We start from the raw sequence: 23,611 nt of genomic DNA on the forward strand, positions 1-23,611 counted from the left end.
GAGCGAGTCGTTTGGTTAAGATGAATTTAAAATGACGCTTTAAAAGAGTCAACAAAAATGAATCTTTAAGATTTTTTCCCTATAATCCGGTCGTTGACGCTGCGAGTCGCGGCGGGTCAGGAGTTCACATGCATCTCACCCAGCACACCGATTACGCCCTGCGAATGCTGATCTACCTGGGGGCGAACGCCGATCGACTGGTGACGATCGCCGAGGTGTCGGAGCGCTTCGACGTCTCGCGCAGCCATCTGATGAAGGTCGCGAACCAATTGGTGCGCGACGGCTTCGTCGAGGGACTGCGGGGCAAGGGAGGGGGGCTACGGCTTGGGCGGGCTCCGGGCAAGATCAACATCGGCGAGGTGGTGCGCTGCATGGAGCGCGGCATGGAACTGGTCGAATGCTTCGGGGGCGAGAGCCACTGCCTGCTGACCCCGAATTGCAGGTTGAAGGGGGTGCTCGGCAAGGCATTGGAGGCATTCCTGGCGACGCTGGATGGGTACTCGCTGGCCGATCTGCTGGATGCGCCGCAGCGCAGCCTGCTGCAATTCGTGTCCCGCGAAGCGCAGATGCCCGTCGAACGCTAGTCGTTCGAACCCCGGCAATTTTTGAAGTTGAGTGCGGTCAAGTGTCAGCGTTCAAGTAGTCGAGTAAAATACTCGGCTAATAACCCCGCTGGCAGCAGGAGAATTCGGATGTTTTTGAGCGGTCGGAAACGGGCCTTGCAGGAGGCCGAGGCACAGCAGGCGGTGCTCAGGTCGGAGAATGCGGAACTGCGCGAGAGGCTTGCAGGACTGGTTGCCGAACGTGACGAGTTGGCGGCGGAAGCCGATCGGATGCGCGCCGAGCGCGAGACGCTCGAGGGGGTGTTTCGTAACCTCGGCACCTTCGGTCAATCGCTCGACGGCGTGAGCCGATCCTTTCTCGGCTTGGCGACGACCCTCAACAGCGAGCGGGTGTCGGCTGCCGAGGCTGCAAGTCGCTCGGATAGCAGCCGCGTGGCCTTCGAGGGTATCGCGGACAATCTGAAGCGGATGTACGGCACGATCGGCAACGCGTCGCAGAACATCGAGGGGCTGTACCAGCGGGCCGGGGAGATCGGCGGCATCGTGAAACTGATCCGCGAGGTGGCTGACCAAACGAACCTGCTGGCGCTGAATGCGGCCATCGAAGCGGCGCGGGCGGGCGAGGCCGGACGGGGCTTTGCAGTCGTGGCCGATGAGGTGCGGAAGCTCGCCGAAAGGACGGGACAGGCCACCGCCGACATTACCGAGCTCGTGGCGACGATACGCGCGGAGACCGAGACGGCGCGGTCGATCATGCAGGTTGGCGCCGAGGACGCGGCGCGCTACTCGCGGGAGAGCGAGAACGCTGTCGAGAGCATGCGGCACCTGATCGGGCTGTCGCAGCAGATGGAGGCTGCAGTCACCTCTTCGGCAATGTTGGCGAACGTCGAACTCGCCAACATCGAGGAGCTGACGCTGAAGCTTGAGGTATACAAAGTCTTCCTCGGGCTTTCGAAGCTGCGTCCGGAGGAACTCCCGGACGAGACGCAGTGCCGCCTCGGCAAGTGGTATTACGACGGCGACGGCAAGGCGGTGTATGGACGTCTGCCCGGTTATGCTGCACTGGAGAAGCCCCATCGTGCGGTGCACGAGCACGCGCGGCGGGCCGTGGCCTTGTATTACGCCGGGCAGTTCGGGCCGGCGCTGGCGGCCCTCTCGTCAATGGAAGAGGCCAACCTCAGCGTGATGGCTGGCATGGCGCGCATGCTGGAGCAGACGTCGCCGGCGAGGTTCTGATGCAGACGATGGGCGACCTGCTGTCGTGGCTGCGTTCGTTTGCGCCGGTTTCCCAGACGGTCAGCCGGCGTGAGCGCTTTTTCAGCTGCGCCGGCGCGATCGTGGGCTTGTTACTCGCGGAGTGGATCTGCCGTCAGGCGCTGGGTGAAGCGACACCCTGGTTCATTGCGCCGATGGGAGCGTCGGCAGTGCTGCTGTTTGCGGTGCCGTCGAGTCCGCTCGCTCAGCCCTGGGCCATTGTCGGCGGCAATGTCATGGCGGCGCTGGTCGGGGTAACCTGTGCGAAGCTCGTCACCCATCCCGGGCTGGCAGCGGCTTTGGCCGTCGGTATCGCGATCGGCGTGATGTTCCAGTTCAAGTGCCTGCATCCGCCGGGCGGGGCGGTCGCGCTGATGAGTGTGCTCGGCGGTCCGGGAGTGATGCAGTTCGGCTACCGTTTCGCGCTGTGGCCGGTCGCGATCGATTCGCTGGTGCTCGTCACCGCGGCGATCCTGTTCAACGTGGCGATGGGACGCCGTTATCCGCATCGTGCGCATCCCCATGTGCTCGCGAGCGATCCGAAGCATGTCGTTCAGCCTGCCGAACCGATAGCGAGTCCGCAACTGGGCGTAACCCTCGACGACCTGAATGAGGTGCTGCGGGTGCGGGGCGAACTGATCGACGTCAGCAATGACGATCTCGAGGAGATCTTCATGGCGGCCGAGTTGCGTGCCTATCGCCGCTGGTTGGGCCAGATCGGCTGTAGCGACCTGGTAGTGGGCGACGAGGCCGAGGACGTGCCGTCAGGCGGCGGACGTGGCAGGGACCCCGTTGCCGATCGGAAGGAGATGGCGGAGGCGCAAGGCGCCGATCAGGGCTAGGACCACGCACAGCCCGATCGCAGTCGCAACGCCCGGCCAGGTGTCATGCTGCCAGGCGAAGCCTGACAAGGTGCCGATGACACTGCCGCCCAGGTAGTAGCCGGTGAGGTAGACGGCCGTGGCCAAGGCGCGGCGGTCGCCAGCGCGCCGGCTCACCCAGCCGCTCGCCGTGGTGTGGGCGCCGAAATAGCCGAAGGTGAAGATCGCGACGCCGGAAATAACGGCGGCGAGATTGTCTGCGAGGGTAACCATGAGTCCGATGCCGCAGCCGAGAATCATGACCCACAGGACCTGTCGCCGCCCGAGGCGGTCGACGAGCTGGCCTGTCCACGCCGAAGAGAAGCTGCCGACGAGATAGAGCAGGAAGACGCCTCCGATCGCGGTTTGTCCGAGCGAGAAGGGCGGCAGGTGAAGGCGGAAGCCGAGATAGTTGTAAAGGCTGGTGAAGGTGCCCATCAGCAGGAATCCGATCACGAACAGGCTGCGCAGACCGGTATCCGCGAAGAGTTGTGTGATGTTGCGCAGGACCTGAACGGGCCCGCCGCGGCGGGTGCGGAAGTGGCGCGACTCGGGCAGGCAGAGCCAGAAGACGACGGTTGCGATGAGGCCCAACACGCCGGTCGCAGCGAAGGCGATGCGCCATGAGCTGAGGTCGGTCAGCCACGCGACGAGGAAGCGTCCGCTCATGCCGCCGAGCGCATTGCCGCCGATGTAAAGTCCGACTGAGCGCCCCAGCGTGCCGGGGGCGACTTCTTCGCCGAGGTATGCGAGGGCGGAGGCGGGCAGCCCTGCGAGGACCGCGCCGAGCAGCATCCGCAAGACGAGCATCTGCGTGAAATCGGTGACGATCGCCGAGCCCGCGGCCGCGAGCGTGGCGAGTGCGAGCGAGATGCGCATCACCCAGCGCCGGCCGATGCGATCCGACAGGACGCTGGCGGGGATAAGCATCATCGCTAGGGCGGCGGTGCCGAGCGAGACGGAGAGGCTGACCTTGGCGGGAGCGACGGCGAATTCCGCGGCCAGTTTCGGCAATACGGGCTGCGTGGCGTACAGCATTGCGAAGGTGGCGAATCCACCGGCGAACATGGCCAGGCTGGTGCGGACGAAGGCGGGGGTGTTGGCCTCGATCAATTGCGGGCGGTCCTGGGCGGGACAGGCGGTTTGCATCGCAGAACTCTCTCTCGTGGGGTGCCGGCTCGATCGACCGGTCTTTTCGTGTCCTGAAATGCTAGGTTGCGACGGATGTATATGTCCAATATATTTAAGTGCGTGATTTGATCTGTAAAAGGTATCGATGGAACTCAGGCATTTGCGCTATTTCGTCGCCGTCGCCGAAGAACTCAACTTCACGCGCGCGGCCGAGCGCCTGCACATCGGCCAGCCGCCGCTGTCGATGCAGATCCGCGATCTGGAGGCGGAGCTCGGGACGTCCTTGTTCGATCGTTCGCGGCGGCGCGTCGAGCTGAGCGAGGCGGGCAGGCGCTTTCTCGATCACGCGCGAGACATCCTGGCTCGTTCGAACGAAGCGATGGAGGAGGCGCGGCGGGCGGGGCGCGGCGAGTTGGGGTTGTTGCGCATCGGGTTTACGGCGTCGCTGCCTTATACCTCGATCCTCACCGACGTCCTTTACGCTTATCGCCAGCGTTTTCCGAAGGTCGATCTGCAACTGCGGGAGATGTTTTCGTCGGACCAGTTCCCGGCGATGCTCAGGCGCGAAATCGATGTCGGCTTCGTACGTCACGGGTCGATGGAAGTGCCGCCGGGCATCGTGACGCGCGAGATCGGGCGCCATCCCTTGAGGCTCGTCGTCAATTCGGCGCATCCACTGGCGGAACGGTCCGAGGTCGCACTCGCCGAGTTCGAAAGCGACGGCTTCATTGCCTATCCGCCGGAAATCAATATCGGTCTGCCGGCGATGTTTCGCAGCCTGTGTCGCGCGGCAGGTTTCGAGCCACGCATCGTGCAGTTTGCGCGGGAGGCTACGACCCAGATTGCACTGGTTGCGGCAGGTTTGGGAGTGGCCTTGCTTCCGGCGCCGCTCGAATGTGTGCAGCTGCCTCGGGTGCGTTATTTGCCCGTCAGCGACGAGGGCGCGGTTCTCGCGCTGGCGCTGGCCCATCCGGCGGAAGGGGGCGGAGTGCTCCTGACGCAGTTTCTGGATCTCGTGGGACAGGTCATTGCCGGTCACAGCACCGATGGCGGTGAGGCTTGAAGCTGCAGGATTTTGCGACGAGCCACGCGATTTTGTTGACTCTGATGTGTGGATCGTCTAAAGTGTTGTTTCTCCGACGCGGGGTGGAGCAGTCTGGCAGCTCGTCGGGCTCATAACCCGAAGGTCGCAGGTTCAAATCCTGCCCCCGCAACCAATGTCGCAAGAAAGCCAATCACGTTTTCGTGGTTGGCTTTTTTGTTTTGGTGCCGGTCGTTCGCTAGAAGCCGGCCTCTCGCCACAGCACGGCGAGCGCCGAGCGGACGAAGGCGAGGGCCGGCGGTTCCGACGCGCCGGCGATGACGACGCGTCCGCGCCAGCTCTGCCGGGCAAGTTCGCGGGGAGCCCCCTCGACCGCGAGGGTCAGGCGGTAGGCTCCGTGTTCCGGGATCTGCTGGCCATTCTTCTCGCGCGTGGCGACGCTGCCGCCGTGCGCGAGCGCGAGTTGAGGTCCGGGGAGGTGGCGTCGCTGTCGATGGCGATGATCCGCAGTGGCGGGAAGGGACCGACATGGGAGCTGTGAACGAGCCGAACGAGGCGGGTATCGCATTCCTGTCGTAGCTCGAGCTGACGCGGTTCAGGTCGCCGTTGATCGGCCCCAACCAGGTCTGCGTGAGGTTGACGTACTGGACGACCGTGTCCTCGTTGCAGGAGGCGAATCAGTCCGCGGGCGTCTCGTCCAGCAGCCGCTCGCACTCGGTCATCATCGACTGCGCGACTTCCGATACGTAGTTCGGGTCGAGTGCTTCGGTCATCTCGTGCGCGATATAGAGGCCCGCTTCGCGCGAGACCGAGGACTGGATCTGGCGGGCAAGCGTGTCGCTGAGCGCGGAAAGCTTGCGCCGTTCAGTGAGTTCCATGGCACGCTTCGAACGCCGCAGCCAGTCGGCGGCGAGGGTGGCGCCCCGAGCTTCGGTGAGCCATCCGCCGTGCTCGTAGAAGCCCGTCAGCCGTTCCGCCGTGAGTGCGAAGATCAAGGCGACGCGGATCCCGCGTTCGGTGGTGGCTGGGGGAAAGGGCGACTGAGGCATGGAGCGCGGAGCCCGCAGGGTGGCGATCCGACATTGTAAGGGTGCTGCGCGCCTCGCGCCCGGCGAGTTGCGTTGGTTTCCTATTCTTCGGGTTCGGGCGCCGCCGGTCCCGACAGCAGCTGCCGCAGTACCGTGGCATGATGCTCGGATTCCTGTTCCCGGTCGCGGAAACGTTGCCGCAACGAATCGAGATTCAGCAGATCCGTGCGGTCGATCATGCGTCGCGCGAGTATTGCGCGTTCTTCCTGTGACCGGACAGGTGTAGGGCGAGGGGCGGGCGAGCGGATCGCGATTCAGCTTGCGTCTTCGGCGATTTCGACGGTGATCTTCGTTCCCTTGCCCGGACGAGACACCACGCTGAACAGACCTCCGGCGAATTCCGAGCGTTCGCGCATCGTGAGCAGTCCCAGGCCAGGGGGGTGCTCCGGATCGGTCAGCGTATCGGGCGTGAAGCCGACGCCATTGTCGGCGATGATCAGCACGGCATGGCCGTCGCGTCTGGCGAGCTTGATACCGATCCGTGAGGCTTTGGCATGCTTTGCGCAGTTGGTCAGCGCCTCCTGCGCAATGCGGAAGAGCAGCGACTGATGCTCGGGACTGAGTCGCGGGACCTCGTCGCCGGCATGCGCGTCGACCACGATGCCGGTGCGCACCGAAAACACCTGTGCGTAACTTTCGAGCGCCGGCAGCAGGCCGGCATAGTCGAGCACCGGCGGTCGCAACTCGGTGCAGATCTCGCGGATGCTGGCGGTCGTGTCCTCGAGCAGGGCGGAGAGGTCGTCGAACAGGTGGCTGAGCTCCTTTCCGACGTCGCTGGGAAGCGCGGGGGAGAGTGACTTCAGCAGGATGTCCATGGTCGCGAGGTTGGGACTGGTCCGGTCGTGCAGTTCGGCGGAGAGGCGACGCCGTTCCAACTCCTGGATACTGACCAGCCGGTGCGACAGCGCTTCGATGCGGCGGCGCGCTTCCTCCCGTTGTGCGAGCGAGCGCACGAGCCGGTCGTTGATTTTCTGGACTTGGCCATTCGACAGGCGAAGGTCTTCGTTGGTCGCCATCAGCTCTTCGTTGATCGACTGCAGCTCCTCGTTCGCAGTGCCGAGTTTTTCGCGCAGCTCGTTCATCCGCTGCGCGAGCTGGAGGTTTTCGAGGTTCAAGTCGTAGAGCTGGCGCTGCAGCATCGCGTCGCGGGAAGGACTTGGCGATGTGACGGGGGCGGCATCGAATCCGTCGTGTTCCTCGTTGAAGACGATCAATGCGGTGCGTTGCCCCTGGGCCTTGATGGGCCGAACGGTGATCTGGACGCGCCGGGGGGCGCCGGATGTCGCGATTTCCACCGCCGGCAAAACAACCGAGGCACGCTCGCGTATCGCCTTCACGATGGCATCCGGTAGTATCCCGCGCAACTGGATCGAGCCGATCGCCCCATGGATGTTCCAGCCACTCGACTTCGGCGGTGTGTCGAGAAAATCGCCGGTACGGCCGCTGAAGCAGAGGATGTCCCCCGCCTCGTTGACAAGCACTGCCGGTGGCGAAAAATGTTTTAGAAGTGCCGTGTCGACAAGCGTCCTCAGCGAGGGACGTTCCTCGGGCAACTGCGGGAGATTCGCGAACGGCGCCGATCGTGCCGTGAATTCCCGAACGGTCATCCGTGGCGGGCCTGGCAACCGCTGGTAGATCGGCGCCAGCTCGTTGACCGCCGAAAACAGGTCTTCGTTGCCGTCGGCCGCCCGTGGCGAGTCGAGAACGAGCAGGCCGCCGCCGATCAGGCAGCAATGGAAGAGTGGGACGAGCACTTCGGGCGGGACCGATTGCGCGGTTCCCTGCCCGTGGCGGCAAAAGACCAGATCGAGCCTGGTCAGTGGTGGGGCAAGCCGCAGGTCATGGGCGGCGAAGGTCACCATGTCGCGAATTTCGCCCTTGATCCGGTATCCCCCGGTTTCGCTGACGAAGAAGCGGGCCAGCCGTTCCGGTGACACCTCGGTAGCAATCCCTGCGGGGTACCAGCCGCGTCGGGCGGTGACGATCGCCCCGTGATCGGAGTCGGTGGCGAAGACGCGCAAGGTGACGAGTTCGCTCAGATTGACCTCGTCGAGCGCTTCGCACAGTGTCATCAGGAGAGAATAGACCTCTTCGCCATGGCCACATCCGAGGATCCACGCGCGCAGAGGACGGTTGGTGGCGCGCGCTTCGCGCAAGCTGGGGAGCACGGCAGCTTTGAGCGTCGTCCAGACCAATGAATCACGGAAGAATCCTTGGCAGGGCAGTGGCGTTGGGGTCAGTTCCGCCGCCGGGGCGGCGCTGCCATCGTGAGGGTCGTCTCGCTTATTCAGTTTAGGTGCCTCGTGATCGCAGGGCCAAGACCCGAGCCGTTGCGCAGCAAAGATGCATGAAATATGCATTTGCTCCAGGCTCTCGAAAAATGCCACTAGCGTACACCGGCCTACGTGCCCGAGGCGTGCAGAATGCACGCGCATATGACGTTTATTGGTCCGTAGCCCTGTCTTCGGGATAAGCACGGCGCTCGCCGCCAATTGTACTCGGCAGAGGCGCGCGTTATTTCGGTGTTCCCCTACCCTACCATTTCAAGAGATGGGCGCTGTGAGCAAAGATTTCCAGGGCGAACATCATGAAAAAAACATGCAATTTGCGTTCCCGAAGAGTCGATCCGAGGAGTGTCGAATGGGAACTTACAGCATGACCTGCGTGCCGAGCTCGACGACCTGGTTGGCGGGGAGGCGGAAGTAGGTGGCGGCGCCTTCGGCCTGGCGCGTCATCCACGAATAGAGCGCGCAGCGCCAGCCGCTCAGTGCGCCGGGACCGTCGACGATCACCGAGCGGGCGACGAAGTAGGTGGTGAGCATCGGGTCGAGCTTCAGACCGACGCGGTCGGCGCCTTCGAGCGCCTTCGGCAGGTCGGGCTCCTCGCGGAAGCCGAGATGGACGTCGAGCTGCCAGGTGTCAGGCGCGAGTTTCGTCAGGCGCAGGCGGTCCTGATCGGAGATGTAGGGGATTTCCTCGTTGATGACGTGCAGGAACACGGTCTGTTCGTGCATCACCTTGTAATGCTTGAGGTTGTGGAAGAGCGCGCTGGGGACGACGCTGGTATCGGACGTGAGATACACGGCGGTACCGGGGACTTTCGGCACATCGGTGTGCGGGGTGCGAATGAAACCGTCCATCGGCACGTCGATCTTGCGCCGCTGCGCCGCGACGTGGCCCGAGCCTTCCTTCCAGGTCGTCAGCGCGATGAAGATGACGGCGCCGAGCATCATCGGGAACCAGCCGCCGGCGGCGACTTTGGTCAGGTTGGAGGCGAAGAAGGCGCATTCGAGCAGTGCGAAGAGGGCGAGCCCGGCGAGCACCGGCAGGCGGAAGCGGGTCGGTGTGGCGAGGGTGATGAACACCGTGAGCACCGTCGTGATGATCATCGTGCCGGACACCGCGATGCCGTATGCGGCGGCCAGTGCGTTCGAGGAGCGGAATTCGAGCACCAGCAGCACGACTGCGATCAGCATGAGCCAATTGACACTAGGAATGTAAATTTGACCGCGTTCGCTGTCCGAGGTGTGGAGCACGCGCACGCGCGGCAGGTAGCCGAGCAGCGAGGCCTGCAGCGTCATTGAGAAGGCGCCGGTGATGGTGGCCTGCGACGCGATCACGGTGGCGGCCGTGGCAAGGACGACGAGCGGCAACACGGCCCAGTCCGGCGCGAGGAGGTAGAAGGGGTTCTCGACCGCGGTCGGGTCGCGCAGCACGAGTGCGCCCTGTCCGAAGTAGTTGATCAGCAGCGCCGGGCACACGAGGCCGTACCACGCGATGCGCACGGCCTTCGCGCCGAAGTGGCCCATGTCAGCGTAGAGCGCTTCGCCCCCGGTCAGTGCGAGGAAGACGGCGGACAGCAGCAGGAAGGCAGCGTGCGTGTGGTGGATCGCGAAGTCGATGGCGTGGGCGGGGTTGATTGCGGCGAGCACTTGCGGCGTCTCGGCGATCGAGCGGGCGCCGAGCGCGGCGAGGGTCGCGAACCACACCAGCGTGACCGGCCCGAAGAGCCGGCCGACGCGGGTCGTGCCGTGCCGCTGGATCAGGAACAGGCTGACCAGCACGGCGATCGTGATCGGCACGATCAGCGCGTGGAACTGGGGCTCCGCGACCGAGAGGCCTTCCATCGCCGACAGCACCGAGATCGCGGGGGTGATGATGGCGTCACCGTAGAAGAGCGCGGCGGCGAAGATGCCGGCGGCGATCACGAGCGCGGCAAGCCGGGCTCTGCGCGACGCCGTGCGATGCGCCAGCGCGGTCAATGCGAGCACGCCGCCTTCGCCGTCGTTGTCGTACTTGAGCACGATCCAGACGTATTTCAGCGACACGATCAGCATCAGCGCCCAGAAGAAGGCCGACAGCGCAGCGAGCACGTTCGTTTCGCTCACGGCGAGCCCGTGTGGGCCGGTGAAGGCTTCCTTGAACGCATACAGCGGGCTCGTGCCGATGTCGCCATAGACGACCCCGAGTGCCGCCAGGGCGAGTCCGGCCAGATTGCTTCGCGAACCGTGTTCATGTGCGGACATGCTGATTCCTCGAATATCGCTAAGCGTTTGGAGCCTGGGTGTCGAAGCGGTAGCCGACGCCGATCTCGGTGCGCAGGTGCGCCGGTTGGGTCGGGTCCGCCTCGAGCTTTTGTCGCAGATGACTGATGTAGATGCGCAGGTAATGCGTGCTTTCCGCGTAGCCCGCGCCCCACACTTCGCGCAGCAGGTGGCGGTGCGTCAGCACCTTGCCGGCGTTGGCGATGAGTACGACCAGCAGGCGGTATTCGATTGCCGTCAGATGCACGGGTTCGCCGGCACGCTGCACGCTTCGCCGCACGAGATCAACCTCGACGTCGCCAAAGCGTACGAGCGGCGTGCCTGGACTGGAATCGGGGTCGGCGCGGCGCAGCAGCGCGCGTACGCGGGCAAGGAGTTCGCCGACCGAGAAGGGCTTGGTGAGGTAATCGTCGGCCCCGGCGTCGAGCGCATCGATCTTGTCGGCTTCGGCCGAACGCGCCGACAGGATCAAGATCGGCATGCGCGACCAGTCGCGCATGACCCGGACGAAGTCGACGCCGTTGCCGTCGGGCAGGCCGAGGTCCAACACGACGAGATCGGGCGGGCGCGCACCGGCTTCGTCCTGCGCCGCCTGCATCGTGCAGGCTTCGGTGACGCGGTAGTCGGCGCGTTCGAGCGTCTGGCACACGAAGCGGCGGATCTGTAGGTCATCTTCGACGACGAGCACGGTGGACTTCGCGTCGTTCATGGCTGCGCCTCCGCGGGATCGGAGGGTTCGGGTTCGAGCTGCGGCGCCTGTCCGCAGAGCAGCGAGAAGCGCACGCAGGCGCCGCCTTCGGGCGGATTCGAGGCGTCGATCGTGCCGCCGTGCGCTTCTACAATCGCGCGGCAGATGGCAAGGCCGAGGCCGACGCCGGGCGCGCTCGATTCGGCCGTGCCGCGTTCGAAGAGATGGAAGACGCGCTTCAGGCCACCCGGTGGGAAGCCGGGGCCCTGGTCGCGGACTTCCACGACGAGGGATGGCGCGGCATTCGTGATGGTGACCGTGATTGGCGTGGCCGGCGGCGAGTATTTCGCGGCGTTTTCGAGCAGGTTGCAGCAGACGCGTTCCATCAGCACCGCGTCGATCGCGACGAGCGGCAGTTCCGGCGCGAGCGTGACGGTGACCGGGTGCTCGCGCAGCGCGTCGCCGAGGAGCTGGATGCTGGCCCCGATCACCTCGTCGATCGGCTGCCATTCCTTCCTCAGATTCACCTTGCCGGCCTGCAGGCGGGCCATGTCGAGGAGCTTGTCGACCATCTCGTGCAGGCGCCCCGCCTGGTCGCGGATGGCCCGGGCGGCTTCGCGCTCCTGGTCGTCGAGGTGGCTGCCGGCGAGCGCGAGCGCGTCGGCCTGGCCGAAGAGCACGGTGAGGGGCGTACGAATGTCGTGCGAGATCGACGACAGGATGGAACTGCGCAGCCGCTCGGCTTCGGTTTCGAGCTGGCTTGCCTGCGCGATATCGACGAAGTGCAGGCGCTCCAGCGCGATGGCCGTGAGTGAGGCGACCGCTTCGAGCATCGAGCGCAGTTCGTAGAGGTGGTCGTCTCCGGCGTGGGCGGCGACGAACAGCACGCCGCGCCGGCGGGTCGATCCGACGAGCGGCAGCACGAGGCAGGAACCGTCGAGATTGACCGTCGCGCTGGCACCGACCGCGTCCCCGCCGAGATAGACCGCCTCGATGGTCAGGAATCTGTCCATCGACAGCGGCCCCGTGTTGCGCGGAAATTCGCGGACCTTGTCGTCGACGTCCGGCACAAAGAGGCGTGCCTCGCCGCCCGCTTGTTCGCGCACGAAGCGCACGACCGCGGCGACCGCTTCGTCGGCGCTCATCGTGCCGGCGAGCGTGCGGGCGAGGCTGTAAAGGGCCTGCGAGCGCTGTTCGCGCTGCCGGGCGTCACGCGCGCTGGCCTTGAGGCTCGCGGTGAGGTGGCTGATGAAGAGCGACACCGCGAGCATCACGGCGAAGATCACCAGGTACTGCACGTCGCTGACGGCGAAGGAGAGTTGCGGCGGGACGAAGAAGAAGTCGAACAGCCCGACGGTGACGAAGCTTGCGAGGATCGCCGGACCGCGCCCGAGGCGAGCCGCGACGAAGACGACCGGGAGCAGCATCAGCATCGCGATGTTCGTGATGTCGAACACGCCGCGCAGCAGCAGGCAGATGGCCGTCATGAGCGCGCACGCGAGCACCGCGAGCAGATGGCGCGCGACCGGTGAAAAGCGTTCCAGGCTATCGGTTTCCATGATCTGCGTCGTTTCCCCGCCGCACCGGCCATCGGTGGTGACGAGCGCGGCTCTTGATGACGAGCCTATTCTGGAATGTGCCGGATAAAAATGGTGTAAATGCTGTTACGCAGCAATCGGTAACAAAGCGGCCAAGATCAGCCGTAGCGGCGGGCGGCTTCGACGGCTAGACCCGCACCGATGCTGCCGTACAGGTCGCCCTCGACGGCGCGGGCAGCCGGCAGTTCGGCTGCGATGCGCGCGCGCAGTTGCGGCACGCCGCTCGCGCCGCCGGTGAAGTAGATGGTGTCGACCTGGTCGCGGCGCAGGCCGACGTCGTCGAGCAGGGTGCCGACACAGGCGCCGACGCGATCGACGAGGTTGAGCGTGGCCCGCGTGAAGTCTTCGCGGGTGATCGTGTGCGTGAGGCCGGGGGCGAGGCGGTCGAGTTGCAGCGTCGCGGCTTCCGCCGCCGACAGGTCGATCTTGGCCTGTTCGACTTGCAGCGCGAGCCAGTGCCCTTCGCGTCGGCTGACGAGCCTCGAGAGACGATCGAGTTCCTCACGGGCGTCGGCGTCGCGGTAGATGTGCTGCAGGTCGGCCCACACCTGGCGGGTGTAGGCGAAGTTGATCGTGTGCCAGGTCGCGAGCTGGAAGAAGATGCTCGAAGGGATCTCGGCGCCGCTCTTCATGCGCCCGCGGTAGCCGAGCAGCGGCATCACGCATTCGAGGCTCAGCGCACGGTCGAAGTCGGTGCCGCCGATGTGGATGCCGGCGTTGCCGAGGAGGTCTTCGCGGCGGTCGTCGCGCCCGGCGCGGTCGGGCGCGAGGCGCACGAGCGAGAAGTCCGCGGTGCCGCCGCCGATGTCGGCGATCAGCACGAGCTCCTCGCGCGTGAGCGAGGTTTCGTAGTGCAACGCTGCGCCGATCGGTTCGAACTGGAAGCTGACGTCGCGGAAACCCACTTGGTGCGCGATCTCTTCGAGCGTGTCCTGTGCCTTACGGTCGGCGGCGGCGTCGTCGTCGACGAAATGCACGGGACGGCCGAACACCGCCTGTTCGAAGCTACGTCCGGCCTGGGTTTCAGCGCGTTGCTTGATCTCGCTGATGAAGCTCGCGAGGAGATCGCGGAAGCGCAGCGCGCGGCCGTGCACTTCGGTCTGGCCGTCGATCAGGCTGCTGCCGAGCAGGCTTTTCAGCGCGCGCATCAATCGGCCTTCGTAGCCGTCGAGATATTCCGCAAGCGCGGCGCGGCCGAAGGCGGTGGTTTCCTCGTCGGCGTTGAAGAACACGGCGGACGGCAGCGTGGGTTTGCCGTCTTCAAGCGCGAGCAGCGTCGGGGCGCCGGGACGCAGCCAGCCAGCGGTGGAATTGGAGGTGCCGAAGTCGATGCCGCAGGCGCGGGCGGGCTGATTCATGAGGATGTGGGCGAAGGGCGGGGCACGGGATGCTACCCGAGTGGGCAGCGGCGGGCCAGTTTAGGTCCCGTATCGTATTGTAGGTCGGTCATCAACGGGCCCGCCGTCCGGTATATTCTGGTTTTTCGCTCGTCGTGGTCAGGGCAAATGACAAGATCCAGAATGTTGGTGGCAGCGGTCGTGGCGGTTGCGGCTGTCGGGGGAGGGTATTGGTATTACACGTCGCGTGTGGCCAGCGCGCCGGTTGCGGCGAAGGCGCCGCCGCTGGTGCCGGTGACTGCGGCGGTGGCGGCAGTGAGCGACGTGCCGGTGCTGTTGGAAGTCATTGGACGCGCCGAGGCGTACGAAAGCGTGACCGTGAAGTCGCGGCTCGACGGGCAGGTCGCGTCGGTCGTTTATACGGAGGGCCAGCACGTCCGTCAGGGCGACGTGCTGCTGCGGCTCGATCCGGCGGACTACGAGGCGCGCTTGCGCCAGGCCGAAGCCAACGTCGCGGGCGACGAGGCGCAGGTCGCGAAGGCGCGGGCGGATGTCGAGCGCTACGTCGCGCTGAAGGGGCGGGGTTTCGTCTCGGACGAGAAGGTGAACGAGGTCCACACCGACGAGGCGGCGGCGCAGGCGACGGTGAAGGCCGACAAGGCGGCCGTCGAGTTCGCGCGGCTGCAGCTCTCCTACACGACGGTGCGTGCGCCTTTCGACGGTGTGGTCGGGGCGCGGCTGGTGTTCCCGGGGTCGGCGGTGAAGGTGAACGACACCGCGCTGGCGGTCGTGAACCGCGTGAAGCCGCTGTTCGTGAGCTTCGACGTGTCCGAAAAGCATCTGCCGCGGTTGCGCGAGGCGATGGCGGCAGGGCGCATGAAGGCGGCGATCAAGGTGCCCGGCGGCGGAGACCCGCCGGTCGAAGGCATCGTGCGCTTCCTCGACAACGCCGTGGATACGACGACGGGCACGATCCAGATGAAGGCCGTGCTCGATAACCAGGATGAAAAGCTGCTGCCGGGGCAGTTCGTGAACATCAGCCTCCGGCTCGCGACGCTCGGCGGCGCAATCGTCGTGCCGACCGAGGCGGTGCAGCAGGGGCCTGACGGCAACTTCCTGTACGTGATCGGCGAAGAGGACAAGGTCGCGCCGCGCAAGGTCGAGGTCGAGACGATGTTCGAAGGCCGTGCGGCGATTGCGAAGGGGCTGGCGGCGGGCGAGAAGGTCGTCACCGATGGACAATTGCGGCTGACGCCGGGTGCACGCGTGAAGGTGAAGGGCGAAGGGGCGGACGCCAGCGGCAAGGCGGCGGGGCAGCCTGCGCCCGCTGCCGCGGAACCCACGGCGTCGCGCAACTGAGAGCTGCCGCATGAATCTGCCCGAATTGTGTATCCGCCGGCCGGTGATGACGACGCTGCTGATGGCGGCGTTCCTGATTTTCGGTGTGATCGGCTACCGCGCGCTGCCGGTGGCCGAATTGCCGTCGGTGGACTTCCCGACGATCTCGGTGACGGCCGCCTTGCCCGGGGCGTCGCCCGAAACGATGGCCGCTTCGGTCGCGACGCCGCTGGAAGGTCAGTTCTCAACGATCTCCGGCCTCGATTCGATGACCTCGACGAGCGCGCAGGGGACGACCTCGATCACGCTGCAGTTTTCGCTCGACCGTAACATCGACGCCGCGGCGCTGGATGTGCAGTCGGCGATCTCGACCGCGCTGCGCAAGCTCCCGCCGAACATGCCGACGCCGCCGTCCTTCCGCAAGGTCAATCCGGCGGACGCGGCGGTCTTCTACATCACGATGTCGTCGCAGACGCTGCCGTTGCCGGTGGTCGACGAATACGCCGAGACGCAGCTCGCGCAGCGCCTGTCGACGATCCCCGGCGTCGCCCAGGTGCAGGTCTTCGGCTCGCAGAAGTTCGCCGTGCGCGTGCAGGCTAACCCTGATCAGCTCGCGAGCCGCGGCATCGGCATCGACGAGCTGAGGCAGGCGCTGACGCAGAACAACGTGAACCAGCCGGTCGGCCAGCTCGACGGCAGCCGCCAGTCGCTCGCGATCAAGGACGCGGGGCAGCTCACGACCGCCGCCGCCTACCGGCCGCTGATCGTCGCGTGGAAGAACGGGGCGCCGGTGCGGCTGGAGGAAGTGGCCAATCCGATCGACGGCGTCGAGAACGCCCGGATTGCGAGCTGGAACGTCGACAAGCGCGCGATCGTGCTCGCGATCCAGCGCCAGCCGGGGGCGAACACGGTCGAGACGGTCGATGCGATCAAGCGCGTGCTGCCGTCCTTCCAGGCGAAGCTGCCGGCCGCAATCGAAATGAAGGTGCTGTTCGACCGCAGCGTCACGATCCGCCACGCCATTGACGACGTGCAGTTCACGCTGATCCTGGCGGGTTTCCTGGTGATCCTCGTGATCCTGCTCTTCCTGCGCAACCTGTCCGCGACGCTGATCCCGGCGCTCGCACTGCCGATCTCCGTCGTCGGCACCTTCGGCGCGATGGCGGCGTTGGGCTACAGCCTGGACAACCTGTCCTTGCTCGCGCTGACGCTGTCGGTCGGTTTCGTCGTCGATGACGCGATCGTGATGCTGGAGAACATCGTGCGCCACGTCGAGGCGGGCGAGCGGCCCTTCGAGGCGGCGATCAAGGGCGCGCGCGAGATCGGCTTCACGATCATTTCGATGACGCTGTCGCTGACGGCAGTGTTCATCCCGGTGATGTTCATGCGCGGCATCGTCGGGCGGCTGCTGCACGAGTTCGCGGTGACGATCTGCGCGGCGATCCTCGTGTCCGGCATCGTGTCACTGACGTTGACGCCGATGCTCTGCAGCCGCTACATCAAGCACGCGGAGCCGGAATCGCACGGTCGCGTGTTCCTGCTCTTCGAGCGCTTCTTCGCGGCGTTGCTGGCGGGTTACGAGCGCACGCTGCGCTTCGCGATGAGCCATCCGCGCGCGGTGCTCGCGAGCTTCTTCGCGACCTTGCTGGTGACGGGCCTGCTCTTCACCAACGTGCCGAAGGACTTCCTGCCGAGCGGCGATTCGGGCCAGATCATCGCCTTCACCGAAGCCGCGCAGGACGCGTCCTTCGCGGCAATGGTCGAGCATCAGCGCGCCGTCGCGGAGATCGTGGCGCAGGACCCGGATATCGCGACCTTCATGTCCTCGGTGGGTGCGGGCGGTGCGCGCCCGACGGCGAACACCGGCACGCTCTTCATCACGCTGAAGCCGAACGACGAGCGCAAATCGACGCCGGACGAGATCATCCAGCGACTGCGCCCGAAGGTGGGCGCGGTCCCGGGGATCAAGGTGTCGATGCAGAACCCGCCGGCCATCCGCATCGGCGGTCAGGTCACGTCGGCGCAGTACCAATACACGCTGCAGGACATCGACCTCGACGAGCTGTACCAGTGGACGGGCACGCTGACCGAGAAGATCCGCCAGCTGCCGGGCTTCGTCGACGTGAACAACAACCTCAACAACCTGAGCCCGGTCGTCGCGCTCGACATCGATCGCGACAAGCTCGCGACGCTGGGCCTGACCTACGGGCAGGTCGAGGACGCGCTGCAGAGCGCCTTCTCGGCGCGGCAGGTGTCGACGATTTACGGTTCGACCAATCAGTATCAGGTGATTCTCGAGCTCGCACCCCAGTTCCAGGCTGGACCGGAGACGTTGCCGCGTCTGCACGTGAGGAACAGCGCGGGCACGCTCGTGCCGCTCGATGCTGTCGCGCGCTTCAGCCGCAAGAACCAGGCGCTGACCGTGAACCACCTCGGTCAGCTGCCGTCGGTGACGATCTCCTTCAACCTGCTGCCGGGCACTTCGCTCGGCGATGCGGTCGCGCGGATCAAGACGCTGGAGCAGGAGGCGGGGATTCCGGTGTCGCTCAACACCAGCCTCCAGGGCACCGCGCAGGCTTTCCAGGCCTCGCTGCAAGGGCTCGGGATGCTGCTGCTCGTCGCGGTGCTCGTCGTGTATCTCGTGCTCGGCGTGCTCTACGAGAGCTTCATCCACCCGCTGACGATCCTCTCCGGCCTGCCATCGGCGGGCCTCGGGGCGCTGCTGACGCTACTGCTCTTCGGCGTCGACCTCAGCCTCTACGCCTTCGTCGGCGTCATCATGCTGATCGGCATCGTGAAGAAGAACGCGATCATGATGATCGACTTTGCGCTGGAGCGGCGCAGGAACGAAGGCATGGCGGCGGCCGACGCGATCTTCCAGGCTTGCCTCGTCCGTTTCCGCCCGATCATGATGACGACGATGGCGGCGCTGGTCGGCACGCTGCCGATCGCGCTCGGGATCGGCGCGGGCGCAGAGGTGCGGCGTCCGCTGGGCCTTGCGGTGGTTGGCGGGCTCGTCGTGTCGCAGCTCCTGACGCTGTATCTGACGCCGGTCGTCTATCTCTACCTCGACCGCTTCTCGAAGAGCGGGAACGCCGCGGAGCCCGCGCCCGAAGCGGCGGTGCCCTAGCGCCGGCACTCCTCGGAGCTGCCCGCCTGTCGCAGCCATGCGATCAGGTCGGCGCGCTCCTGCGGATCGGGAATGCCCGCGTAACCCATCGCCGTGCCCGGCACCATGCGTGTCGGGTTCGTGAGGAAGCGGTCGAGCGTCTTCGCGTTCCACACGATCTTCGAGTGCGCCATCGCCGGCGAATACTCGAAATCCGGCACGCTGCCGGCGCGGCGGCCGAAGAGGCCGCAGTGCTTCGGCCCGGTGCGGTTGTAGGCGAGCGCGTGGCAGGCGAGGCAGCGGTCGTAGATTTCCTTGCCGCGTGCCGGGTCGCCGGTCGTGGTCGCCGCCCCGGCCGGAGCGGCGAAGAGGGCCGCGAGCGCGATGGCGGCGATTGCCTTCATGCCACGAAGGCCGTCGGCACCGGATTGTCGCCGAGCGCCTGGCGCAGCACCGCCCAGTGCATCGCCTCGTCGCCGAGGATGCTGGCGGCGGCCTTGGCAAGGTCGCGGTCCTGGAACAAGGGGACGGCACCCAGGTAGGCACTGACCGCGCCTTTTTCGAGGCCGGCCGCGAAGCTCAGCACGTCGTTCTGCGTTTTCAGCTTGTCCGTCGGGAAATCATAGTGGCTCTTCGCTTCCACCGGCTTGCCACCGAGCTTCTTCACGGTCGAGGCGAGCACGTCGGCATGTTCCTTATGCTGGCCCTGGAACTGCACGGCGAGGTCCAGCACGGGTTTCTGCAGCAGGCCGCTGGCGGCCCCCACGCCATAGGCGGCGATGGCTTCCAGCTCCGCGCCGAGCGCGGTGTTGAGGATGCGGACGTCCTCCGACATGTCCGTCTGCTTCTTGCCGTAGTTGGCGGCGAGCGCGGGGCGGCCGGCGAGCAGCGCGACGGTGCCGGCCGAGAGCATGGCCCCCGTTCCGGTCAGGAAACGGCGGCGGTTGAGGGTTCGCAGGGCAGAGAAGGGATCGACGCGGACGATCATGATGGGCTCCTTGGTCACGTGGGGTTGGACTCCCCGACGGCGGGGAGCGAGGGGGCGGGAAGGCCGAGGCGGGCGCAGACCTGCGCGACGATGCGGTCGCATCGCGCGCCGTCGAAGGCGAACACATCTTCGAGCAGCGATCCGAGGCGCGCGCCCAGTGCGTTGCGAAGCTGGCCGCGGGCGCGCAGGAAGCGCACCTTCGTGTTGCCGGACGAGATGCCGAGGGTCGCGGCCGTCTCCTCGACGCTGAGGCCTTCGACGGCGCGCAGCATGAAGACGGTGCGGTAGGCGTCCGGTAGGCCGTCGATCGAGGCTTCGATCAGGCGGCGCAGTTCGGCGCGCATCGCGAGCGTTTCCGGCGTCTCGGGAGGGACGTCGCCGTCGCCTTTAGCCAGCGTGTCGAGTTCTTCTTCTGTGGCGACTGGCATGTGTGGGCGGCGGCGACGTGCCAAGGCCTGGTTGACGATGATGCGCGTGAGCCAGGTGGAGAGCTTCGCTTCGCCGCGGAAACCGGCGAGCGCGCGATGTGCCTCGATGTAGCCGTCCTGCACCGCATCCTCGGCTTCGGCATCGTCGCGCAGGATGCTGCGGGCGACCCGGAACAGGCGGCGGTTATGCAGGCGCATCATCCGTTCGAAGGCGAGGACGTCGCCGGCGAGGATGCGGTCGACGAGGGCGGTGTCCGTCCCGGGTTCTGTTTGTGCGATCGCTGCGTCAGAGGGCGACATGCTGGTCTCCTGTTGTTGCCCATTAGATGAAGGCCCGTGGAGAAAGGTTACAACGGTCCTCCGATTTCGAACGTCATCGCGATTGTCGGGCCTCAGCTATGCCCCGGAGATATAATGGGAAAGCCGCCGAGCGAGGCCGTCGGCGGCCGATGGGAACGTCCGGGCTGTGCTGCAAACTCGCTTGCCTTCGCGCAGGGCCGGGCTATCTGCGGGGAAGAGACCGAACGGATCGTCCATGACGGATCGGAATGAACAGAGCGCCGCGCCGCCGCGCCCCGTCTTCGAGGCGCGCGGACTGACGAAGGTCTACGACATGGGCGAGGTGCGCGTTGAGGCGCTGCGCGGTGTCGACCTCGACCTGTATCCGGGCGAACTCGTCGTGCTGCTCGGCCCTTCCGGCAGCGGCAAGTCGACGCTGCTGAACATCCTCGGCGGGCTCGACGTGCCGACGGCCGGCACGGTGCGCTACGGCGAGCACGACCTCACCATCGACGACGATGCGGCGATGACGCAATACCGCCGCGAGCACGTCGGCTTCGTCTTCCAGTTCTACAACCTGATCCCCAGCCTGACGGCCCGCGAGAACGTGGCGCTCGTCACCGAGATCGCCGACAAGCCGATGTCGCCCGAGGAGGCGCTCACGCTGGTCGGCCTCGCGCAGCGGATGGACCACTTCCCGAGCCAGATGTCGGGCGGCGAACAGCAGCGCGTGGCGATCGCGCGCGCGGTGGCGAAGCGACCGCAGGTGCTGTTGTGCGACGAACCCACGGGCGCGCTCGACGCGCAGACCGGCGTGCTGGTGCTCGACGTGATCGCGCGCGTGAATCGCGATCTCGGCACGACGACGGTCGTCATCACGCACAACGCCGTCATCGCCGCGATGGCTGACCGCGTCGTCTACTTCGGCGACGGCCGCGTGCAGCGGATCGAGCGCAACGCCGAACGCAGGCCGGCGGCCGAGCTGCAATGGTGAGACTCTCCGCACTCGACCGGAAGCTGTGGCGCGATCTGTGGCACATGCGCGGCCAGGCTTTCGCGATCGCGCTGGTCGTGATGTGCGGCGTCGGCACCTACGTGATGTTCATCTCGACATTGGCGTCCTTGCGCACGACGCAGGACAGCTACTACCGCGAATACCGCTTCGCCGAGGTGTTCGCGACGCTCAAGCGCGCGCCGGAATCGCTGCGCCAGCGCATCGCGGCGATTCCGGGTGTCGAGGTCGTCGATACGCGCGTCGTCGCGCAGGTACGGCTCGAGATGCCGGATTTCCCCGAGCCGGTGACGGCCCTGATGGTGTCGCTGTCCGACGTCGGCCAGCACGGGCTCAATGCGCTGCATCTGCGAGAAGGGCGTTTGCCACTGCCGGCGCGGCCCGACGAGGTAGTCGTCAGCACCCCGTTCGCAAAGGCCCACGGGCTGCATCCCGGCGACCGCTTCGATGCGATCCTGAAGGGCCGGAGGCAGACGCTGCGGGTCGTCGGCACCGCCTTGTCGCCCGAATTCATCCAGCAACTGCGTCCCGGTTCGGCCTTCCCCGACCCGAAACGCTACGGCGTCATGTGGATGGAGCGGCGCGCGCTGGGGCAAGCCTACGAACTCGATGGCGCCTTCAACGACCTCGCGCTGAGCTTGCGGCCCGGCGCCGACGAGCAGGACGTGATCGAGCGTGTCGACGAACTCATCAACCCCTACGGCGGTCTCGGCGCCTACGCACGTGTCGACCAGCGTTCTCACCGCTTTCTGATGCAGGAATTGCAGCAACTCGGCACATTGGCGGGGCTCTTCCCAACGATCTTCATGAGTGTCTCGGCCTTCCTGCTCAACGTCGTGATGGGCCGGCTCGTGGCGATGCAGCGCGAACAGATCGCGACGCTGAAGGCCTTTGGCTACGGCAATCTGGCCGTGCTGTGGCATTACCTGAAGTTCGTCGCCGTGATCGCCGGCGCCGGGGTGATCAGCGGAACGGCGCTCGGCGTCTGGTTGGGGAAAGCGCTGTCGGCGATCTACATGGAGTTCTACTACTTCCCCTTCCTGAGGTTCAGTCTTGAACCGATGACCGTTGTCGAGGCCGCGATCGCAAGCCTGCTGGCGGCCGGGGCCGGCACGGTGATGGCGGTGTGGCGCGCGGCGAGTCTGTCGCCCGCCCAGGCGATGCGCCCCGAACCGCCGGCGCGCTACCACGAGACCGGGCTCGAAAAACTGGGCCTCAAGCGCTGGCTATCGCAGCCGACGCGCATGATCGTGCGCCACATTCGCCGCCGCGCCTTGCAGTCCGCCGTCAGCGTGCTGGGCATTGCGCTCGCGTGCGGCATCATCCTGACCGGGCTCTTCCAGCGCGACACCGTCGGCTACATGCTGAACGTGCAATACGACATGTCGCAGCGCGAGGACTTGTCGCTGAGTTTCACCGATCCGACGGCCTATAGCGCGCGTTACGACCTTCTCGGGATGCCAGGCATCGAGCACGTCGAGGTGTACCGCGCGGTGCCGGTGCGACTGCGGCACGGCCATCTGGAGTACCGCACTGGGATCCGTGGCGTTGAGCCCGGCGGCGACATCCAGCGGCTGCTCGACGCGGAACTTCGCCCCGTGGCCCTCCCGCCGGATGGCATGCTGTTGACTGATTACCTTGCTCAGATCCTCGACGTCCGCCCCGGCGATCGCATCGTCGTCGAGGTGCTCGAAGGCAACCGGCCGCGGCGCGAGGCGACCGTGGTCGGCGTCGTGAAGGAGTACCTCGGCGTTTCCGCCTACATGGACCTCACCGCCTTGAACCGCTTCATGCACGAGGGGCCGACGATCTCCGGCGCCTACCTGTCGATCGACCGCGCGCAGATCGGGACGCTGTATGCGCGGCTGACGGACACGCCGCGCGTCGCCGGAGTCGCGGAGCGGGTGCAGGAGATCCGCAACTTCAACCGCATGATGGACGAGACGATGCTGTTCTTTACCTATGTCGCCACAGCCTTCGCCGTCGTGATCGCCTTCGGCGTGATCTACAACAGCGCGCGGATTGCGCTGACCGAGCGCAGCCGAGAGCTGGCGAGCCTGCGCGTGCTGGGCTTCACGCGCGCCGAGATCGCCTACATCCTGCTCGGCGAGCTCGGCCTGCTGACGCTCGTCGCGATCCCGCTCGGCCTGTGGTTGGGTGAAGGCATGTGCTACTACATCGCGCGTACGCTGCAGAGCGATCTCTTTCGTGTCCCAGTCGTGCTCGAACCGCGGACCTATGCGTTTGCCGTGACCGTCGTGCTCGTGTCGTCCGTGCTGTCGGGACTGGCGGTGCGGCGACGGCTCGATCGGCTGGACCTGATCGCGGTGCTGAAAACTCCGGAGTGAAACA

The 23,611-nt window shown here is 66.0% G+C and carries 20 protein-coding genes, 1 tRNA gene and 1 pseudogene; 10 read left to right on the forward strand and 12 right to left on the reverse strand.

The genetic code is table 11. From position 1 onward, the window contains the following. Positions 1-128 precede the first annotated feature (128 nt). From VJ673_RS24240 to VJ673_RS24250, 4 genes and pseudogenes are all read left to right on the forward strand, one after another. Positions 129-584: an Rrf2 family transcriptional regulator gene (locus VJ673_RS24240; RefSeq protein ID WP_324128755.1), complete on the forward strand. Its 456-nt coding sequence runs from the start codon at positions 129-131 to the stop codon at positions 582-584. 447 nt (positions 585-1,031) lie between these two features. Continuing rightward, positions 1,032-1,379: pseudogene (locus VJ673_RS24680) on the forward strand (methyl-accepting chemotaxis protein); the annotation flags it as partial. Between the two features lie 57 nt (positions 1,380-1,436). Continuing rightward, complete coding sequence (locus VJ673_RS24685) at positions 1,437-1,799, forward strand: CZB domain-containing protein (RefSeq protein WP_414635691.1); 363 nt, start codon at positions 1,437-1,439, stop codon at positions 1,797-1,799. Then, positions 1,799-2,659, forward strand: a complete 861-nt coding sequence (locus VJ673_RS24250) for an HPP family protein (RefSeq protein ID WP_324128757.1) — start codon at positions 1,799-1,801, stop codon at positions 2,657-2,659. The genes VJ673_RS24685 and VJ673_RS24250 overlap by 1 nt, the downstream gene beginning before the upstream one ends. Here VJ673_RS24250 and VJ673_RS24255 read toward each other — a convergent pair. Beyond that, entirely contained in the window at positions 2,582-3,826 is a 1,245-nt protein-coding gene (locus VJ673_RS24255; protein ID WP_324128758.1) for an MFS transporter, read from the reverse strand. The two genes, VJ673_RS24250 and VJ673_RS24255, sit on opposite strands and share 78 nt — an antisense overlap. A gap of 127 nt (positions 3,827-3,953) precedes the next feature. Between VJ673_RS24255 and VJ673_RS24260 the strand changes: the two genes are divergently transcribed. Beyond that, entirely contained in the window at positions 3,954-4,871 is a 918-nt protein-coding gene (locus tag VJ673_RS24260; RefSeq protein ID WP_324128759.1) for a LysR substrate-binding domain-containing protein, read from the forward strand. A gap of 77 nt (positions 4,872-4,948) precedes the next feature. Beyond that, positions 4,949-5,025 (forward strand) — tRNA-Met (locus VJ673_RS24265). Positions 5,026-5,088: 63 nt separating this feature from the next. Here VJ673_RS24265 and VJ673_RS24270 read toward each other — a convergent pair. The 8 genes from VJ673_RS24270 to VJ673_RS24305 all read right to left on the reverse strand — a co-directional run bounded on the left by VJ673_RS24270 (position 5,089) and on the right by VJ673_RS24305 (position 14,126). Next, entirely contained in the window at positions 5,089-5,418 is a 330-nt protein-coding gene (locus VJ673_RS24270) for a hypothetical protein (RefSeq protein WP_324128760.1), read from the reverse strand. 109 nt (positions 5,419-5,527) lie between these two features. Continuing rightward, positions 5,528-5,899 (reverse strand): hypothetical protein, encoded by a 372-nt coding sequence (locus VJ673_RS24275; RefSeq protein WP_324128761.1) that lies wholly within the window; start codon positions 5,897-5,899, stop codon positions 5,528-5,530. An 80-nt stretch (positions 5,900-5,979) separates the two neighbouring features. Continuing rightward, on the reverse strand, positions 5,980-6,117 hold the full coding sequence (locus VJ673_RS24280; protein WP_324128762.1) for a hypothetical protein: 138 nt from the start codon (positions 6,115-6,117) through the stop codon (positions 5,980-5,982). A 75-nt stretch (positions 6,118-6,192) separates the two neighbouring features. After that, entirely contained in the window at positions 6,193-8,415 is a 2,223-nt protein-coding gene (locus tag VJ673_RS24285; RefSeq protein ID WP_324128763.1) for a CheR family methyltransferase, read from the reverse strand. A gap of 171 nt (positions 8,416-8,586) precedes the next feature. Next, positions 8,587-10,464, reverse strand: coding sequence for a potassium transporter Kup (locus VJ673_RS24290; protein WP_324128764.1), 1,878 nt, complete (start codon positions 10,462-10,464; stop codon positions 8,587-8,589). A gap of 19 nt (positions 10,465-10,483) precedes the next feature. Beyond that, positions 10,484-11,191 (reverse strand): response regulator, encoded by a 708-nt coding sequence (locus VJ673_RS24295; protein WP_324128765.1) that lies wholly within the window; start codon positions 11,189-11,191, stop codon positions 10,484-10,486. Next, entirely contained in the window at positions 11,188-12,729 is a 1,542-nt protein-coding gene (locus VJ673_RS24300) for a DUF4118 domain-containing protein (protein WP_324128766.1), read from the reverse strand. Before VJ673_RS24300 ends, VJ673_RS24295 begins: the two co-directional genes overlap by 4 nt. Positions 12,730-12,866: 137 nt before the next feature. Further along, complete coding sequence (locus tag VJ673_RS24305; RefSeq protein ID WP_324128767.1) at positions 12,867-14,126, reverse strand: Hsp70 family protein; 1,260 nt, start codon at positions 14,124-14,126, stop codon at positions 12,867-12,869. Positions 14,127-14,273: 147 nt separating this feature from the next. On the opposite strand from VJ673_RS24305, the gene VJ673_RS24310 reads away from it, so the two are divergent. Together VJ673_RS24310 and VJ673_RS24315 are read left to right on the forward strand one after the other, a co-directional pair. Next, positions 14,274-15,464 carry an efflux RND transporter periplasmic adaptor subunit gene (locus VJ673_RS24310; protein ID WP_324128768.1) on the forward strand — a complete coding sequence of 397 codons (1,191 nt, stop codon included), beginning with the start codon at positions 14,274-14,276 and terminating at the stop codon, positions 15,462-15,464. Positions 15,465-15,474: 10 nt separating this feature from the next. Beyond that, a complete protein-coding gene (locus tag VJ673_RS24315; protein WP_324128769.1) occupies positions 15,475-18,573 on the forward strand; it encodes an efflux RND transporter permease subunit in 3,099 nt (1,032 codons plus the stop codon). Here VJ673_RS24315 and VJ673_RS24320 read toward each other — a convergent pair. From VJ673_RS24320 to VJ673_RS24330, 3 genes are read right to left on the reverse strand one after another with little or no spacing between them, the layout of a single operon-like run. Beyond that, complete coding sequence (locus VJ673_RS24320) at positions 18,570-18,956, reverse strand: c-type cytochrome (protein ID WP_324128770.1); 387 nt, start codon at positions 18,954-18,956, stop codon at positions 18,570-18,572. The genes VJ673_RS24315 and VJ673_RS24320 overlap by 4 nt on opposite strands. After that, complete coding sequence (locus VJ673_RS24325; RefSeq protein WP_324128771.1) at positions 18,953-19,540, reverse strand: ferritin-like domain-containing protein; 588 nt, start codon at positions 19,538-19,540, stop codon at positions 18,953-18,955. The genes VJ673_RS24320 and VJ673_RS24325 overlap by 4 nt, the downstream gene beginning before the upstream one ends. A gap of 14 nt (positions 19,541-19,554) precedes the next feature. Further along, a complete protein-coding gene (locus VJ673_RS24330) occupies positions 19,555-20,268 on the reverse strand; it encodes an RNA polymerase sigma factor (protein ID WP_324128772.1) in 714 nt (237 codons plus the stop codon). Between the two features lie 235 nt (positions 20,269-20,503). Between VJ673_RS24330 and VJ673_RS24335 the strand changes: the two genes are divergently transcribed. Both VJ673_RS24335 and VJ673_RS24340 read left to right on the forward strand, forming a co-directional pair. After that, positions 20,504-21,241 (forward strand): ABC transporter ATP-binding protein, encoded by a 738-nt coding sequence (locus VJ673_RS24335; protein ID WP_324128773.1) that lies wholly within the window; start codon positions 20,504-20,506, stop codon positions 21,239-21,241. Further along, the gene (locus VJ673_RS24340; protein WP_324128774.1) at positions 21,235-23,607 is read left to right on the forward strand and encodes an ABC transporter permease; all 2,373 of its coding nucleotides are present in this window, start codon (positions 21,235-21,237) and stop codon (positions 23,605-23,607) included. The genes VJ673_RS24335 and VJ673_RS24340 overlap by 7 nt, the downstream gene beginning before the upstream one ends. Positions 23,608-23,611 lie beyond the last annotated feature (4 nt).

Source organism: Aromatoleum sp. (assembly GCF_035254505.1).
In the GTDB taxonomy this organism is placed as follows: domain Bacteria; phylum Pseudomonadota; class Gammaproteobacteria; order Burkholderiales; family Rhodocyclaceae; genus Aromatoleum.

Coding starts and splice junctions, on each gene's coding strand:
- VJ673_RS24240 (WP_324128755.1), top strand. CDS start 129: ATGCATCTCACCCAGCACACCGATTACGCCCTGCGAATGCTGATCTAC.
- VJ673_RS24685 (WP_414635691.1), top strand. CDS start 1,437: ATGTTGGCGAACGTCGAACTCGCCAACATCGAGGAGCTGACGCTGAAG.
- VJ673_RS24250 (WP_324128757.1), top strand. CDS start 1,799: ATGCAGACGATGGGCGACCTGCTGTCGTGGCTGCGTTCGTTTGCGCCG.
- VJ673_RS24255 (WP_324128758.1), bottom strand. CDS start 3,826: ATGCAAACCGCCTGTCCCGCCCAGGACCGCCCGCAATTGATCGAGGCC.
- VJ673_RS24260 (WP_324128759.1), top strand. CDS start 3,954: ATGGAACTCAGGCATTTGCGCTATTTCGTCGCCGTCGCCGAAGAACTC.
- VJ673_RS24270 (WP_324128760.1), bottom strand. CDS start 5,418: ATGCGATACCCGCCTCGTTCGGCTCGTTCACAGCTCCCATGTCGGTCC.
- VJ673_RS24275 (WP_324128761.1), bottom strand. CDS start 5,899: ATGCCTCAGTCGCCCTTTCCCCCAGCCACCACCGAACGCGGGATCCGC.
- VJ673_RS24280 (WP_324128762.1), bottom strand. CDS start 6,117: ATGATCGACCGCACGGATCTGCTGAATCTCGATTCGTTGCGGCAACGT.
- VJ673_RS24290 (WP_324128764.1), bottom strand. CDS start 10,464: ATGTCCGCACATGAACACGGTTCGCGAAGCAATCTGGCCGGACTCGCC.
- VJ673_RS24295 (WP_324128765.1), bottom strand. CDS start 11,191: ATGAACGACGCGAAGTCCACCGTGCTCGTCGTCGAAGATGACCTACAG.
- VJ673_RS24300 (WP_324128766.1), bottom strand. CDS start 12,729: ATGGAAACCGATAGCCTGGAACGCTTTTCACCGGTCGCGCGCCATCTG.
- VJ673_RS24305 (WP_324128767.1), bottom strand. CDS start 14,126: ATGAATCAGCCCGCCCGCGCCTGCGGCATCGACTTCGGCACCTCCAAT.
- VJ673_RS24310 (WP_324128768.1), top strand. CDS start 14,274: ATGACAAGATCCAGAATGTTGGTGGCAGCGGTCGTGGCGGTTGCGGCT.
- VJ673_RS24315 (WP_324128769.1), top strand. CDS start 15,475: ATGAATCTGCCCGAATTGTGTATCCGCCGGCCGGTGATGACGACGCTG.
- VJ673_RS24320 (WP_324128770.1), bottom strand. CDS start 18,956: ATGAAGGCAATCGCCGCCATCGCGCTCGCGGCCCTCTTCGCCGCTCCG.
- VJ673_RS24325 (WP_324128771.1), bottom strand. CDS start 19,540: ATGATCGTCCGCGTCGATCCCTTCTCTGCCCTGCGAACCCTCAACCGC.
- VJ673_RS24330 (WP_324128772.1), bottom strand. CDS start 20,268: ATGTCGCCCTCTGACGCAGCGATCGCACAAACAGAACCCGGGACGGAC.
- VJ673_RS24335 (WP_324128773.1), top strand. CDS start 20,504: ATGACGGATCGGAATGAACAGAGCGCCGCGCCGCCGCGCCCCGTCTTC.
- VJ673_RS24340 (WP_324128774.1), top strand. CDS start 21,235: ATGGTGAGACTCTCCGCACTCGACCGGAAGCTGTGGCGCGATCTGTGG.